Source organism: Methylocystis sp. IM3 (assembly GCF_038070105.1).
Classification (GTDB): Bacteria; Pseudomonadota; Alphaproteobacteria; order Rhizobiales; family Beijerinckiaceae; genus Methylocystis.
The window spans coordinates 1,001,921-1,016,054 of the sequence record NZ_JBBPBZ010000002.1 but is presented as its reverse complement, the minus strand read 5'-3'; the positions used below and the strand labels follow the sequence as shown (position 1 = coordinate 1,016,054).

Here is a 14,134-nt window from a genome sequence, read left to right as displayed (position 1 = left end):
GCTGGGAGAGAGGCTTCCGGCGCCCGTCGCGGAGATCCGCGATGTCCAGAAAGACCGCAACCGCTCGCGCCGGCCGGGACCGGACGAGCCTCTATGACGAAATCACCGGCAAAATCATCGGCGAGCTGGAGGCAGGACGCGTCCCCTGGGTCCAGCCCTGGGGAACCGCGGCGACGAAGGCGCCGCTCGCCATGCCGAGGAACGCCGCCACCGGCCGGCATTATTCCGGGATCAACGTACTGATCCTCTGGGGCGCCGTCATCGAGCACGGCTTTCCCGGCCAGAGCTGGCTTACCTTTCGCCAGGTGCTGGCGCTCGGCGGCAATGTCCGCAAGGGCGAGCGCGGCACGACCGTCGTCTATGCCGACCGCTTCGTGCCCGACGACAAGAAGCGGCGGGCCCGCGAAACCGGCGACGAGGCCCAGGCGATCCCCTTCCTGAAGCGCTTCACGGTGTTCAACGCCGCGCAGTGCGAGGGCCTGCCGGAGGACGTCGCGGTCGCAGCGCCGCCGCCGGTGCCGGGCCTGATAGAGCCGCAGGTCGAGGCGCTGATCCGCGCCGCGGGCATAGACTTCCGCATCGGCGGCAATCACGCCTTCTACGTGCCAGCGCTCGACTATGTGCAGGTCCCGCCGCCCCAGGCCTATTTCGAGCCGATCAACTGGCACCGGACCGCGCTGCACGAGCTGGGTCACGCCACCGGCCATCCGTCCCGTCTCGACCGCGACATGACCGGCGGCTTCGGCACCAAGAAATACGCGCTCGAGGAGCTGGTCGCCGAAATGAACGCCGCCTTCTGCTGCGCCTCGCTCGGGATCGTGCCGACGGTGCGGCACGCCGACTACATCGGCTCCTGGCTGGAGGTGCTGCGCGAGGACAATCGCGCCATCGTCCGCGCCGCCAGCCAGGCGAGCAAGGCCGCCGACTGGCTGCTCGGCTTCGTGCCGGCCGATGGGGCCGCGCTGTCGGCCGAGCCTGCGATCGACAGGAGGGCCGCATGATCCTCCTGACCGACGAGCTGCGTGAGCAGCTCCTGGCCAACGGCCGCGACCGCGACGCCGACCACTTCCCCGTGGTGAAATTCTTCAATCCCCTCGGCGAAGGGGTTTGGCTCGCAACCGAACTCGACGAGGAGGGCGACACCTTGTTTGGCCTGGCCTATCTCGGCGAACCCGAGCTCGGCTCCTTCAGCCTCGCCGAGATGATCGCCGTGCGACTGCCGATGGGTCTCGGCATCGAGCGTGACATCCTGTTCGAGGGCCTCTATCCGATCTCGGCCTGGGCCGAGGCGGCGCGCCAGACCGGCGGCATCCGCGAGGCCGAACGCGTGCTTCACGCCGTTCATCGCGCGAGGCCCGACCCATCCGCAAAAGCGTAAATCCATGGAGGTGTGCCTGCGGTTTTACACTTCTCGCCATTTACGACGAGACGCTGTCCTTCGGCAGGCCCGCCTAGACGGCGAGGATCATGCCCTCCAGGTCATCATCCTCGCCGACCACGGCGCTGAAAATGCCGAGCAGGTCGGCGAATTCCCTGACGTCGAGATGGCCGCGCGCCTGCAACGCGGTCACCAGCATCGTCAGCGCCTTTCCGTTGGCGCCGATCAGCGCGCGCTCGACCTTCGACAATCTCGGCCGCGATCGCCTGCGGCCGAGCATCGCCAGCCAATCGCGCCAGGGCGTCTGCGCGCCGTCCTTCACCGCCGTGTCCATTGCTTCCTCCGATCGCCCCGAGCGCCGGGCGATCCGAACACGCGCGAACCTGGCGGGCGCGTTTTCCTCTCCAGCCACACCAAGGGCGACTATTATAGTCGCCTTTCGTCAATGCCAGAGGCTTAGCGCGACGAACGTGTCCAGATCGGTCCGGTCGCCGCGCCCAAGGCACCGGCCAGGAGAGAGTGAGAGGGAGGACGGGATCTTCGTGACGGGTTGGAGGTCGAGAGAGAGGTTCTCGGCCGCCCGTCGCGGAGTAATCCCCGATGGCTACTGCAGTTCAGAAGATCGTCCTGTCGTCCTCGCGCGACATCCCCTTCAACAAGCTGGTCTTGAGCCAGTCCAATGTCCGGCGCGTGAAGGCCGGTGTCTCGATCGAGGACCTGGCGGCCTCGATCGCGCGATGCGGCCTGATTCAGAGCCTCAGCGTCATCCCCGTGGTCGACGCCGAGGGCCAGGAGACCGGCATGTTCGAGGTGCCGGCCGGCGGCCGCCGCTTCTGCGCGCTGGAGCTGCTGGTCAAGCAGAAGCGCCTCGCCAAGATCGCCCCGGTGCCGTGCGTGGTCCGCAAGCGCGACGACGAGGTCCTGGCCGAGGAAGTCTCGCTGGTCGAGAACATCGACCGCGCGCCGCTCCATCCGCTGGACCAGTTCCGCGCCTTCCAGGACATGCGGGTGAAGGGCAAAACCGAGGAGGAGATCGCCGCGGCGCTCTTCGTGCCGGTCCAGGTGGTCAAGCAGCGCCTCCGCCTCGCGGCCACATCACCCACCTTGCACGACGTCTATGCCGAGGACGGGATGACGCTCGACCAGCTCATGGCCTTCACCGTCTCCGATGACCATGCCCGCCAGGAGCAGGTCTGGGAGGCGATCAAGGACGCCTGGTCGAAGGAGCCGTATCAGATCCGCCGCATGCTGACCGAGACGACGGTGCGCGCCTCGGACAAGCGCGCCGTCTTCGTAGGCGTCGAGGCCTACGAGTTGGCCGGCGGCGGCGTCATGCGCGACCTGTTCCAGTCCGACGATGGCGGTTGGCTGCAGGATGCGGCGCTGCTCGATCGGCTGGTGGGCGAGAAGCTGAAGGCGACGGCCGAGACGATCGCCGCCGAGGGCTGGAAGTGGATCGAGGTCGCGGTCGGCTTCCCCTATGACGCCACTCGCGGCCTGCGTGCGCTGCAGGGCGAACCGCTCGACCTGACCGTCGAGGAACAGGCGACGATCGAGGCGCTCAACGCCGAGTACCAGAAGCTTGAAGCGGAATATGAAGGCGCCGACGAGCTGCCTGACGAGGTCGACCAGCGGCTCGGCGAGATCGAGACGGCGCTGTCGGCCTTCGATAACCGTCCGGTCCGCTTCGAGGCCGACGACATCGCCCGCGCGGGCGTGTTCATCAGCATCGCCCACGACGGCAGCGTCGCCATCGATCGCGGCTATGTCCGGGCCGAGGACGAGGCTCCCGAGCCCGGCATCGAGGCCGATGGGGACGATACCGAGCATCAGCCGGGCGAGCCCGTTACGCCGGCCGTGCAGCGCGCTGTCATCACGATCGGCGGCCAGCCCGTCGAGCCGGAGGACGACGAGGACGATGCGTTCAAGCCGCTGCCCGAGCGCCTGGTCATCGAGCTGACGGCCTACTGCACCCTCGCATTGCGCAATGCCGTCGCGGAGAATCCGCACATCGCCATGACCGCGCTCCTTCACAAGCTGGTCTCGGACACCTTCATGACCCACATGTATACGGGCGCCATGGAGGCCGGGGTGAAGCACGTCTTCTTCCCGGCGGAGGACGATGCGCTGAAGGACAGCCCTTCCGCCCGCGCGGTGCATGACCGCCACGCCGCCTGGGCCGGCGACATCCAGAAGGACGACGATACCCTGTGGGACTGGCTCGCGGGCCTGGACGACGCCAGCCGGATGGCGCTGCTGGCGCATTGCGTCAGCTATGGCGTCAACGCGCTCTATGAGCGGCCGAACCCGCGCAGCGCCGGCGGCGTTTCGCAGCACACGCTCGATATGCGGCTCGCCCAGGCCGACCGCCTGACCAAGGCGACGGGGCTCGACCTAGTGGAGGCCGGCTGGCGCCCGACCTTCGGCAACTACCTCAACCGGGTCACCAAGCCCCGCATCCTGCAGGCGGTCCGCGAAGGCGTCGGCGAGCAGGCCGCGCAGCTCATCGACCACCTGAAGAAGGGCGACATGGCCAAGGAGGCGGAGCGGCTGCTCGCCGAGACCGGCTGGCTCCCGGAACCGCTGCGCCTGATCGCCGAAACCGAGACTTCAGGGACCGAGACGCAGACCGGCGGCGAGGATGACGGCGCGGCGCTGCCCGACTTCCTCGCAGGCGATGACGAGGAGGCCGCCGGCGAAGAAGATGAGCGCCACCCCGTCGCGGCCGAGTGAGCGCATGCGGAGCGGCTTTGGCCGCTCCGCATATTGGCCATCCGCTCCCGGCGACCATACATCGGCTCTTCGCGCAATCGCCGCGGCCTAAGCTTTTCGCGGCACCAGATTGATCTGCGGGGAGAGGAAGACCCTCTCTTTTCCGTTTAAATTGTTTTGCGCCCAACGCCGCACGCTCGCGAAATGCTTGAACGTGTCGCGAAACTCATCGTCTTCAAAGAATCCGACGAGATCCCAAGAGTCGCGATCCGAAAACGGAACTGCGAAAACGTAGAGGTAGCAGCCCAATCGGAACTCACCGACGAGATGAGGCAAGCGCAAGTTGTCGTCTTTCCGGCGATAGATGGTTATTTGCGCCGACGGATTGGGCGGCAAGTCAACTAGGGTGGCCGCAACGTTCGGAAGCACGTGGTCGCTGTGCTTCCCCTCGCGCAGCCACGCGATCGTTTTCTTGAGATGCAAGAGCTCCTGCGCGTCGACCACAGAAAGCACGATCTTTACCAGAGCTTTGTAAGCCGCGACCGGGATCATCGGCGCGCCTTTGCCGAGCTGCACCGAAATCGTTTTGGTCGACGCGTCCTCCGACACGTCCTTCGACGTGATGTTTAGCTTCTTTCCGTCGTGAAAGAGCTTGCCCTCCGCAAACTTCAGTTGCGGACGGCCTCCCCGCCCCTCAATGCCGAGAAAGCCTCGCTGAATATCCAACAACGCCACGAGGGATGGCTCGGTTTCTTCCCCGAAATAGGCGTTGCAGTCGTCGCACTCGTTGGCGACCTTCAGATGATCGTTTCCCAACGCGGTCGGAATCGCGTGGGCCACTTTCTTGAAGGTCGCGCCTTCAGCGGCGGTTCGATCGCAAAACCGACACTTTAAATGAGCGCGGTCCATCTTCCCGATGACGGTCAGCCTATCGGTTCGCGGCGACCTCATATCGTAGCGCGCAAGCAATGCCCCGAAGAGATCGTCCATCCCGTCGGTTTCATCCTTCTCATCGGGATGATTCAGGCGATAGACCAAGCGCTCGCGCGCGAGCTGTTCAGCCGTTGAGGCAGCTTTCTCGGGAAGCAGAAGGAAAAACTCGTCATCGCGCAGCGCCTGCACGAATTTCTTCAGCTTATGGAGCTGGGGAGCAAGGGAGCTGTGCTTTGCGACAAGGTTCGCCAAACTCTGCTTGAGAGCGACCGACGCCGATTGCACCGCGTCGAACGACGCCTGACCGCCTTCAACCTTCCCAAAGACGGAAAGCACCTCGGAAACCGCGTCCGCTGCCTCGACAGTGTAATGGAGCTGCAGCTCAGCCCCGTTGCTCTCGCTCATGAGATGAAGGCTGAGCTGCTGCAGCAGCGAAGCGCCACCCGGCGTGAACCGCACACCCGCCGCCTCCAAAGCCTCACGCATGGCTTTCAGATTATTCGACATCGGAACGCGCTGCCACTTTTCGAACTCCGCGATCGTGGAAACGGCGACACCGGCCGCCTTCGCCAAATCAGTTTGCGACCATTGCAGAAGCGCGCGCGCAGAGCGCGCTTGCTCGGCAGTGAGGACGGGTTGTTCACTAGTCATTTTTCTCACCTCAGTGATTTTCACTGACATTATCGAATTTCTCAGTGGAGATAAAGCGCCCTCCCCGCCTGAGTGAGAGGGTGGCCGGGACGGGTTTGAGCCCGTCCGGTCGAGAGAGAGCGCCGGGCCGGCTTACCCTTGTCCCGCTCTCCGAGGTTCCCCTTATGCTCCATGCTCCGATCCCCGCCGCCGAGGCGGCATCACTTCCGCTCGCGCCGTCCGCGCCGCCGGCCGCCGCCATCCTCGCCGCCGCCGAGCACATCTTCTCCCACCTCGAACAAGGCCACACCGTCGATGCCGCCACGCTGCGCGGCGCCATGGAGTGCGCCTTCAACGCCTCCGACGCGTCCGGCGCCTGGGACTGGAAAGCCGCCTATGACGCCTGCGAGGCGGCGACCGTCCTGTTCCTGCGCAAATACGGAAAGGCGCTTTTCCGCAAAGCCGGATCGCCGGCTTTACTGTTGGCAGCCCTCGCCAAGATCGTCGGACTGTTGCCAACCCACACGCGCCGATCCGAGGAGGCGCAAGCCTTCCAGCAATTCTCGACGCCGACCCCGCTCGGCCTTGCCGCGCTGACGGCGGCAACATTGACGCCGGCCGACCGCGTGCTGGAGCCGTCGGCCGGCACCGGGCTGCTCGCGGTCCTTGCCGAGACCGCCGGCACGTCGCTCATCCTCAACGAGCTGGCCGAGACCCGCGCCGATCTTCTCGCTTCTCTCTTTCCGGCCACGCCCGTCACGCGCTTCGACGCCGCCCAGATCGACGACCATCTCGATCCGGCCGCCGTGCCCAGCGTCGTCATCATGAACCCGCCGTTCTCGGTGATGGCGAACGTCACCGGGCGTGTCGCCGACGCCGCATATCGCCATATCGCCTCGGCGCTCGCCCGGCTGGCCGATGGCGGGCGCCTGGTCGCGATCACCGGCGCGAGCTTCTCGCCCGAGCTTCCGGCCTGGCGAGAAGCCTTCGTCCGCCTCCAGGGACGCGGCCGCGTCGTGTTCACCGCGGCGATAGCCGGCTCGGTCTATGCCAAGCACGGCACGACCATCGAGACCCGCCTGACCGTCATCGACAAGGCGCCGGCCGAGGACCCTGAGCGCTTCCCGGACTCTGCCGGGATTGCACCCGACGTCGCGACGCTGCTCGGCTGGATCGACGCGCGGCTTCCCGCGCGCCTGCCTGTCTCGATCGCGCGGCCTGTCGCGATGTCGGCCGCCACGCCACGCCCGGTGCGGGGCTATCTCGCCCGCGTGGCGACGGCCCAGCCCGCCCGTCGCATCGCCCAGCTCGAAGGCGTGCCGCTCGCCTATGAGACCATCGACTGGATGCCGCCGGAGAGCGGCAACCTGTCGGACTCGATCTATGAGGCCTATGCGCTCCAGTCGATCCGCATCGATGGTGCGCAGCCGCATCCGACCAAGCTGGTGCAGTCCGCCGCAATGGCCTCGGTCGCGCCACCGAAGCCGAGCTATCGGCCGACGCTGCCGGCGCCGATCGTCTCTGGCGGCATCCTGTCCGACGCCCAGCTCGAGACGGTGATCTATGCCGGCGAGGCCCATGGCGAATATCTCGCTGGGGCCTGGACCGTGGACGAGACCGGCGATCTCATCACCGCGGCGGCGGACGATGCGCCAAAGGCGGTCCGCTTCCGCCGTGGCTTCATGCTCGGCGACGGCACCGGCGCCGGCAAGGGCCGCCAGTCGGCCGGCATCATCCTCGACAACTGGCTCCAGGGACGCCGCAAGGCCGTCTGGATCTCCAAGTCGGACAAGCTGCTCGAAGACGCCCAGCGCGACTGGTCGGCGCTCGGCATGGAGCGGCTCCTGGTCACGCCGCTGTTGCGCTTCCCGCAGGGCTCGGCCATTCGGCTGCCCGAAGGCGTCCTATTTCTAACCTACGCTACGCTACGCTCCGACGACAAGGCCGAGAAGCTTTCGCGCGTCAAACAGATCGTCGAATGGTTGGGCTCCGATTTCGACGGAGTGATCATTTTCGACGAGAGCCATGCGATGCAGAACGCCGGTGGCGGCAAAGGAGAACGGGGCGACGTGGCTGCGTCGCAGCAGGGCCGTGCGGGCCTTCGGCTCCAGCACGCGCTGCCGAATGCCCGCGCGGTCTATGTCTCCGCCACCGGCGCCACCACGGTTCATAATCTCGCCTATGCCCAGCGGCTCGGCCTGTGGGGCGGTGAGGATTTTCCTTTCGCCACCCGCGCTGAGTTCGTCACGGCGATCGAGGACGGCGGCGTCGCGGCGATGGAGGTGCTGGCGCGCGATCTTCGTTCGCTCGGCCTCTACACGGCCCGGTCGCTCTCCTATGACGGCGTGGAATACGAGTTGGTGGAGCACCAGCTCACCGACGAGCAGCGTCGCATCTACGATGCCTATGCCGGCGCCTTCGCCATCATCCACAATCATCTCGACGCGGCGATGCGGGCCGCCAACATCACCGGCAGCGATGGGACGCTGAACCGCCAGGCGAAGTCCGCCGCGCGCTCTGCCTTCGAGAGCGCCAAGCAGCGTTTCTTCGGACATCTACTTACAGCCATGAAGACGCCGACGCTGATCCGCTCAATCGAGAAGGATATCCAAGCGGGCCATGTCGCGGTCATCCAGATCGTTTCGACCGGCGAGGCGCTTATGGAACGCCGGCTCGCCGAGATCCCGACCGAGGAATGGAACGACGTGCAGGTCGACATCACGCCGCGCGAATACGTCCTCGATTACCTCGCCCATTCCTTCCCGGTGCAGCTCTATGAACCGTTCACGGATGGTGAAGGCAATTTATCGTCGCGGCCCGTCTTTCGGGATGGCCAGCCCGTCGAAGGCCGCGAAGCCGTCGCCCGCCGCGATGAGTTGATCGAACAGCTCGCTTCGCTCCCGTCGGTGCCTGGCGCGCTCGATCAGATCGTCCAGCGCTTCGGCACGGACATGGTGGCCGAGGTGACGGGGCGTTCCAGACGCATCGTCCGCAAAGGCGAACGCCTGACCGTCGAGAACCGCGCGCCTTCCGCCAATCTCGCTGAGACGGCCGCGTTCATGGATGATCTGAAGCGCATCCTCGTCTTCTCGGACGCCGGGGGGACCGGGCGCAGCTATCACGCCGAACTCTCGGCGCGGAACCGCCGCTTGCGTGTCCATTATCTGCTCGAACCCGGTTGGAAGGCCGACGCCGCCATTCAGGGGCTCGGTCGCACCAATCGGACCAATCAGGCGCAACCGCCCTTGTTCCGTCCCATCGCCACCGATGTGAAGGCGGAGAAGCGGTTCCTTAGCACGATCGCCCGTCGTCTCGATACGCTCGGCGCGATCACGCGCGGTCAGCGCCAGACCGGCGGTCAAGGCCTGTTCCGGCCCGAGGACAATCTCGAAAGCACCTACGCCCGCGACGCGCTGCGCCAGCTCTATCTCCTGCTGGTTCGCGGCAAGATCGAAGGCTGCTCGCCGGAACGCTTCGAGTCCGCCACGGGCCTCAAGCTGATGGACGCCAACGGCATCAAGGACGAGCTACCGCCGATCACCACGTTCTTGAACAGGTTGCTCGCGCTGACCATCGAGCTGCAGGGCATTCTCTTCACCGCCTTCGAGCAATTGCTCGACGCCAAGGTGCAGGGCGCCATCGCCAGCGGCGTTTACGATGTCGGACTGGAAACGCTGACGGCGGAGAGCCTCAAGGTCACGGACCGCAAGACGATCTACACCTATCCAGCGACGGGCGCGCAAACGCGGTTGCTCACCCTCACCGAACGGCGGCGCAATCGGCCGATGACCTTTGAGGACGCCTTGGCCTATCTCGACGATGGTTCGGCTAAGCTGCTCGTCAACGCCAAGTCGGGACGTGCCGCCGTTCAGGTTCCGGCCCCGTCACTCATGCTGGACGACGGCGAAATCGAACGGCGTATGCGGCTGATCCGGCCCATGGAGCACCATCATGCTTCGCTGAAGATGATGGCGGAGAGCCATTGGAACGAGGTTGATCGTTCCACCTTCGCGGCGGCCTGGCGGCGTGAGATGCTGGAGACGCCGCCATTTACCGAGAGCACGATCCACATCGTTGCCGGGTTGCTCCTGCCGCTATGGAAGCGGCTACCCAATGAATCGACGCGCGTCTATCGGCTTCAGACCGATGACGGCGAACGCATTATCGGTCGCCGCGTCTCGCCGGCCTGGGCGGCGAATGCAACGGCGACCACCGGGGCGGCGAAGCTCTCCGCGGAGGACGCCCATGCCGCGCTTATCGACGGCCAGACCATCGTCGATCTCGCCGAAGGCCTCCAACTCCGCCGCGTTCGCGTCATGGGCACCAATCGCATCGAACTGACCGGCTTCACGGAAACGATGCGCGAGCGCCTGCGCGCCTATGGTCTCTTCACCGAGATCATCTCGTGGAAGCTGCGTTTCTTCATTCCCGTCGATACCACTGGCGTCGCCGTGCTCGCCAAGCTGCTCGATACCTATCCGGTGACGCGCATCTCCGAGCGGGAGGCCGCGTGATGTCCCGTCACGATGCTTCCGATCTTGCGCACCGTCTCGGCCGACAGGCCGAGGCGGTGTGCCGTCATTATCTCAGCGCCGGCCGACGCCAGGGCAATTATTGGCAGGTCGGTGATGCCCGCAACACGCCCGGCCGCTCGATGTTCGTGCGGCTGAAGGACTCGCCAAAGGGGTTGGCCGGTAAGTTCACCGACGCCGCCACGGGGGAGCACGGCGATCTGCTAGACGTGATCCGCGAAAGCTGCGGATTGGTCGATTTCACCGATGTCGTCGAAGAGGCCCGAGGCTTCCTCGGCCTGCCGCATCCCGAACCAGACCCGCCGCCGAGGAAGCGTGCCACCGCGTCGGCGCCATCAGGCTCGGTGGAAGCCGCCCGCAGACTGTTCGACATGTCGCAGCCTATCACGGGCACGCTCGTACAATCGTATCTCCGCAAACGCGGCATCACGGATTTACGCGGAACCGGAAATCTCCGCTTCCACCCGCGCTGCTACTATCGGCCCGATGAGCATTCGCCGACAGAGACCTGGCCCGCGATGATCGCAGCCGTCACCGACCTTGCCGGCAAGATCACCGGGGCGCATCGGACCTGGCTCGATCCGCAACGCGGGGACAAGGCGCCGCTCGACACGCCGCGCCGAGCGATGGGCGATCTTCTTGGGCATGCGGTCCGCTTTGGCGCAGGCGGCGAAGTCATGGCGGCCGGCGAAGGCATCGAGACCGTGCTGTCCGTCAGACAGGTCTTGCCCGACATGCCGATGCTGGCGGCGCTCTCCGCAGCCCATCTCGCCGCCGTCCTGTTCCCGGACACGCTGCGGCGGCTCTACATCCTGCGCGACGACGATCCGGCCGGTGACGGTGCGCGTGACAGCCTGGTCGAACGGGCAAACGCGGCCGGGATCGAGGCGATCGTCATCTCGCCCAGGCTCGGCGACTTCAACGAGGATCTGCGCACCCTCGGCCTCGATGCACTCCGCAGCCAAACCCGGGTGCAGATCGGGCCACAAGACGTGGCGCGCTTTATGGCGCTCGCGGCATAGCCGGCAGGGAGGAAGGTGGCGGCGGTCGCGCCATGCCCGTCCGGATGCGCCAGACCGTCTGGGAGGACCGCGCCTCGGCCTTCGAGAGGGCGATCGGCCCACAGTCGGGCCGGCTCGGCAATGGCTGTGGCCGACTATTTTCCGGCGGCCCTACAGGCCTTTCCATCGCGAGGCAAAATAGCCGGCCTTCGCCATCCTCCGCTGGCGCTTCGTCCCTCTCGCTTCGCTTCGGGTGCAGCGCCGTCCCGCCGGTGGACTTCGTCGCCATGAAGGCCGCGACGGTCGCGGTCCAACCGACGGAGCATCCCATGAGCGAGCACGACGACTTCGACGCCACCCAAACTTCTTCTCCGACCGAGCATCTCCTCAACGAAATGCAGCTTTACGGCTACCGGCCCTTCGCCGACGAACCCGACCAGCGGCTTCTGCCGGACGGCAATGCGGTCGCGGGTGCAGTCGCCGACATCTTCGACACCCTGATTGCGACGCTGGAGGACACGCGTCTCGAACCCGATCTCGACGATCTCCTCTGGTCGACCGTCAACGTCTTCCATCGCGCCACCGAACGGATCGCACGAGAGCTTGACGACAACGAGCAAGCCCAGAAGCGCTCGCAACGGGAACAGGACGGCAGCGAGGTCAAGTCGGTCGAACTCGAGCGCCAGATCGCTGAGGGCAAGACGCTCATCGAACGCCAGAACGCTTTCGAGCTGATGCGCGACCAGGCAGCCGAACACTACGCACGCCACGTCGGAAAACCGTGGCTCCCGCGCAGCGGATCGAAGGTCAACCATCGCAACCTCACCTCGGCGATGATCGACAGCCGCGACTTCCTGATGGCGAAGAAACGTGCCGAGCAGGAAATCCTTCTGCCTCCCGGACCGAAGATCGTCGTCACCGGCGGACTCGACTTCAACGACCACCGGCTGATCTGGGCCAAGCTCGACCAGGTGCATGCGAAGCACCCCGACATGGTCCTCGTTCACGGCAAGTCGCCGAAGGGCGCGGAGAAGATCGCCTCGCTCTGGGCGACGAACCGCAATGTGCCGCAGATCGGATTCGCACCCGACTGGACGAAGCACGGTCGCGCCGCGCCCTTCAAGCGCAATGACCAGATGCTGGAGATCGTGCCGAAGGGCGTGATGCACTTCCCCGGCACGGGCATCAACGACAACCTAGCCGACAAGGCCAAGAAGCTCGGCATCCCGGTCTGGAAGTTCGGCGGCGCGTAAGCGCCGCCATTCCCTATCTCACGCTGGCGCTGCGCCGGCTGTTCGTCTGCGGCATAGGACGGCTCAGCGATACGCTCATTAGAGTGCGACCGCTTTGTCCCAGTAGTTCAGTATGGCGGCGGTGAAGTCGCTCTCCCGGACGGCAGCACGAATGTCGGCCCCCGTGAGCGGCACCACGAGTAACTCCTCGCGACTGCCTCGCAGCATCTCTTTCGTTACCGTCTCGGCGAACCCATTCCAGGAGACGAGAAACCCGAGCGAGCAGCGCCGGCTTCGGTTCTGCATCTTCTCATGGAAAATGACGAACTCGTTCTTACCGCAACGGCCCGACCAGTTCTTGCACTCTACGAGGATCACCGCTCCCTCGCGTGCGAGGCGAGGCTCGATGCTCCCGTTCACGACCGAAATGTCAATTTCCTCGGTCTCAGTCCGGATTCGTTGTTTTACGACAAATCCGGGGACCAAAGAAAACATGCGGGCACAAAGTTCTTCGAGCGCTCGACCTTTCTCGTCAGCGCTTGTCGCCCGTTCTACAGCGTCGACCAAACCGTCGAGAGTGTTGACTCCCCAGCCTGAGAGTCGTGCCGCAACCTCGGCAATTCTAGCCCCCACTTCATCGGCTGCCTGCTCGGCAGCTTCGGCTATTTCCGCGTCGATCTTGACAACCTCGTCGTAGGCTCGGTCCAACCTGCTATCCGTCGCGGCAATGCGATAGCGCAGATGGATGTAGGCTCCGTCGTCGTCGTGATCGACAAGCGCGACATCGCCTCGTACACGCTGCCGCACCTCGACAGCTCGGCGCACCAGATCGAGATACTGCTCAAGGCCAAGCGGAGAGTGCCAATATTTGCGCGTCCAAGTATGGTCGGCTTCACCGAACACCTTGCCATTCTCGACAGTGAAGGAGCCGTTCCAAGCCAGGCGAACAACGCCGTCACCCATAGTTCCGATCTCGTACCGCACACCTTTCGGTACATCGTCGACTGTTAGTTTTCCCAGCATGGACACGCCGAGCAGCACAGGCTCCTCTTCACCCACCGCGCCTGCGAGCGCGCATTTCGCCGCTTCCGGAGTCATTCAGTCACCAGTCGGGTTCTCGCTATAGCCAATCTCGCTCGCAACGCTACCGATCGGCGGCAGCAGATGTCCATAGTGGGCGCAAAATATGCGTAAGTTCTTTGTATTGATCGGGCTCGCAAGTCCGAGCGGACCACCTTCCGCTTCTTTGCGCTGATCCTTGGTCAGACTGGTCGCTTGTCGCCATCAACCCGTGAAGGGTCGGCTATGCGAGCATGCCGCCGCTGCGGCTACGCCTCACGCGGTGATTGCAGCGATCGGTCCGACACATCGGGCGCCTGTCAGCGGGGAATGGTCCTCCGCTCAAAACAGGAGCCCGATCGATGTACCTCAACGACGCCCACGCCTTCGCCTTCAGCCTCGCCACCACGCTGATGGTCGCCACCATCATCTTCCAGGCCGGCGACGGCACGCTGTCGGTCACGCCCGCCAGCGAATATGGCGGCGACACCGTCGCCATCGTCCATGAGATCGATCCCTTCGCCCCCTAATCGGGGCGACCCGACCGCTCGGGCGGAAATCACCGACGATTTCCGCTCCCGGCGCGTGCGCTCTTGCGCTATATTTCGTGCGCGCCGTGGTGGTGGTGGAAGGCGCGACCGTCAGACTTTGTCCTTA

At 65.2% G+C, this 14,134-nt stretch carries 10 protein-coding genes; 7 read left to right on the top strand and 3 right to left on the bottom strand.

All coding sequences use genetic code 11. From position 1 onward, the window contains the following. Window positions 1–41 precede the first annotated feature (41 nt). Both WOC76_RS06685 and WOC76_RS06680 read left to right on the top strand, forming a co-directional pair. On the top strand, window positions 42–1,001 hold the full coding sequence (locus WOC76_RS06685; RefSeq protein ID WP_341108126.1) for an ArdC family protein: 960 nt from the start codon (window positions 42–44) through the stop codon (window positions 999–1,001). Further along, window positions 998–1,378, top strand: a complete 381-nt coding sequence (locus WOC76_RS06680) for a DUF2958 domain-containing protein (RefSeq protein WP_341108127.1) — start codon at window positions 998–1,000, stop codon at window positions 1,376–1,378. Before WOC76_RS06685 ends, WOC76_RS06680 begins: the two co-directional genes overlap by 4 nt. Window positions 1,379–1,451: 73 nt before the next feature. On the opposite strand, the gene WOC76_RS06675 is transcribed toward WOC76_RS06680, so the two are convergent. After that, window positions 1,452–1,712, bottom strand: coding sequence for a hypothetical protein (locus WOC76_RS06675; protein ID WP_341387739.1), 261 nt, complete (start codon window positions 1,710–1,712; stop codon window positions 1,452–1,454). A gap of 266 nt (window positions 1,713–1,978) precedes the next feature. Between WOC76_RS06675 and WOC76_RS06670 the strand changes: the two genes are divergently transcribed. Beyond that, window positions 1,979–4,111: a ParB/RepB/Spo0J family partition protein gene (locus tag WOC76_RS06670; protein ID WP_341108129.1), complete on the top strand. Its 2,133-nt coding sequence runs from the start codon at window positions 1,979–1,981 to the stop codon at window positions 4,109–4,111. Window positions 4,112–4,198: 87 nt separating this feature from the next. On the opposite strand, the gene WOC76_RS06665 is transcribed toward WOC76_RS06670, so the two are convergent. Next, window positions 4,199–5,704: a helix-turn-helix domain-containing protein gene (locus tag WOC76_RS06665; RefSeq protein WP_341108130.1), complete on the bottom strand. Its 1,506-nt coding sequence runs from the start codon at window positions 5,702–5,704 to the stop codon at window positions 4,199–4,201. 134 nt (window positions 5,705–5,838) lie between these two features. On the opposite strand from WOC76_RS06665, the gene WOC76_RS06660 reads away from it, so the two are divergent. The 3 genes from WOC76_RS06660 to WOC76_RS06650 all read left to right on the top strand — a co-directional run bounded on the left by WOC76_RS06660 (window position 5,839) and on the right by WOC76_RS06650 (window position 12,439). Next, window positions 5,839–10,167 carry a strawberry notch family protein gene (locus WOC76_RS06660; RefSeq protein ID WP_341108132.1) on the top strand — a complete coding sequence of 1,443 codons (4,329 nt, stop codon included), beginning with the start codon at window positions 5,839–5,841 and terminating at the stop codon, window positions 10,165–10,167. Then, on the top strand, window positions 10,167–11,207 hold the full coding sequence (locus WOC76_RS06655; RefSeq protein WP_341431338.1) for a DUF7146 domain-containing protein: 1,041 nt from the start codon (window positions 10,167–10,169) through the stop codon (window positions 11,205–11,207). The genes WOC76_RS06660 and WOC76_RS06655 overlap by 1 nt, the downstream gene beginning before the upstream one ends. 308 nt (window positions 11,208–11,515) lie before the next feature. Further along, entirely contained in the window at window positions 11,516–12,439 is a 924-nt protein-coding gene (locus WOC76_RS06650) for a DUF2493 domain-containing protein (protein ID WP_341108831.1), read from the top strand. Between the two features lie 78 nt (window positions 12,440–12,517). On the opposite strand, the gene WOC76_RS06645 is transcribed toward WOC76_RS06650, so the two are convergent. After that, window positions 12,518–13,516, bottom strand: a complete 999-nt coding sequence (locus WOC76_RS06645) for a restriction endonuclease (RefSeq protein WP_341108135.1) — start codon at window positions 13,514–13,516, stop codon at window positions 12,518–12,520. Between the two features lie 323 nt (window positions 13,517–13,839). Here WOC76_RS06645 and WOC76_RS06640 point away from each other — a divergent pair, with 323 nt between their 5' ends. Then, window positions 13,840–14,007, top strand: coding sequence for a hypothetical protein (locus tag WOC76_RS06640; RefSeq protein WP_341108136.1), 168 nt, complete (start codon window positions 13,840–13,842; stop codon window positions 14,005–14,007). Window positions 14,008–14,134 lie beyond the last annotated feature (127 nt).

What these genes read in the sequence shown, in the direction of transcription:
- WOC76_RS06685 (WP_341108126.1), top strand. Translation starts at nt 42, where the DNA reads ATGTCCAGAAAGACCGCAACCGCTCGCGCCGGCCGGGACCGGACGAGC.
- WOC76_RS06680 (WP_341108127.1), top strand. Translation starts at nt 998, where the DNA reads ATGATCCTCCTGACCGACGAGCTGCGTGAGCAGCTCCTGGCCAACGGC.
- WOC76_RS06675 (WP_341387739.1), bottom strand. Translation starts at nt 1,712, where the DNA reads ATGGACACGGCGGTGAAGGACGGCGCGCAGACGCCCTGGCGCGATTGG.
- WOC76_RS06670 (WP_341108129.1), top strand. Translation starts at nt 1,979, where the DNA reads ATGGCTACTGCAGTTCAGAAGATCGTCCTGTCGTCCTCGCGCGACATC.
- WOC76_RS06665 (WP_341108130.1), bottom strand. Translation starts at nt 5,704, where the DNA reads ATGTCAGTGAAAATCACTGAGGTGAGAAAAATGACTAGTGAACAACCC.
- WOC76_RS06660 (WP_341108132.1), top strand. Translation starts at nt 5,839, where the DNA reads ATGCTCCATGCTCCGATCCCCGCCGCCGAGGCGGCATCACTTCCGCTC.
- WOC76_RS06655 (WP_341431338.1), top strand. Translation starts at nt 10,167, where the DNA reads ATGTCCCGTCACGATGCTTCCGATCTTGCGCACCGTCTCGGCCGACAG.
- WOC76_RS06650 (WP_341108831.1), top strand. Translation starts at nt 11,516, where the DNA reads ATGAGCGAGCACGACGACTTCGACGCCACCCAAACTTCTTCTCCGACC.
- WOC76_RS06645 (WP_341108135.1), bottom strand. Translation starts at nt 13,516, where the DNA reads ATGACTCCGGAAGCGGCGAAATGCGCGCTCGCAGGCGCGGTGGGTGAA.
- WOC76_RS06640 (WP_341108136.1), top strand. Translation starts at nt 13,840, where the DNA reads ATGTACCTCAACGACGCCCACGCCTTCGCCTTCAGCCTCGCCACCACG.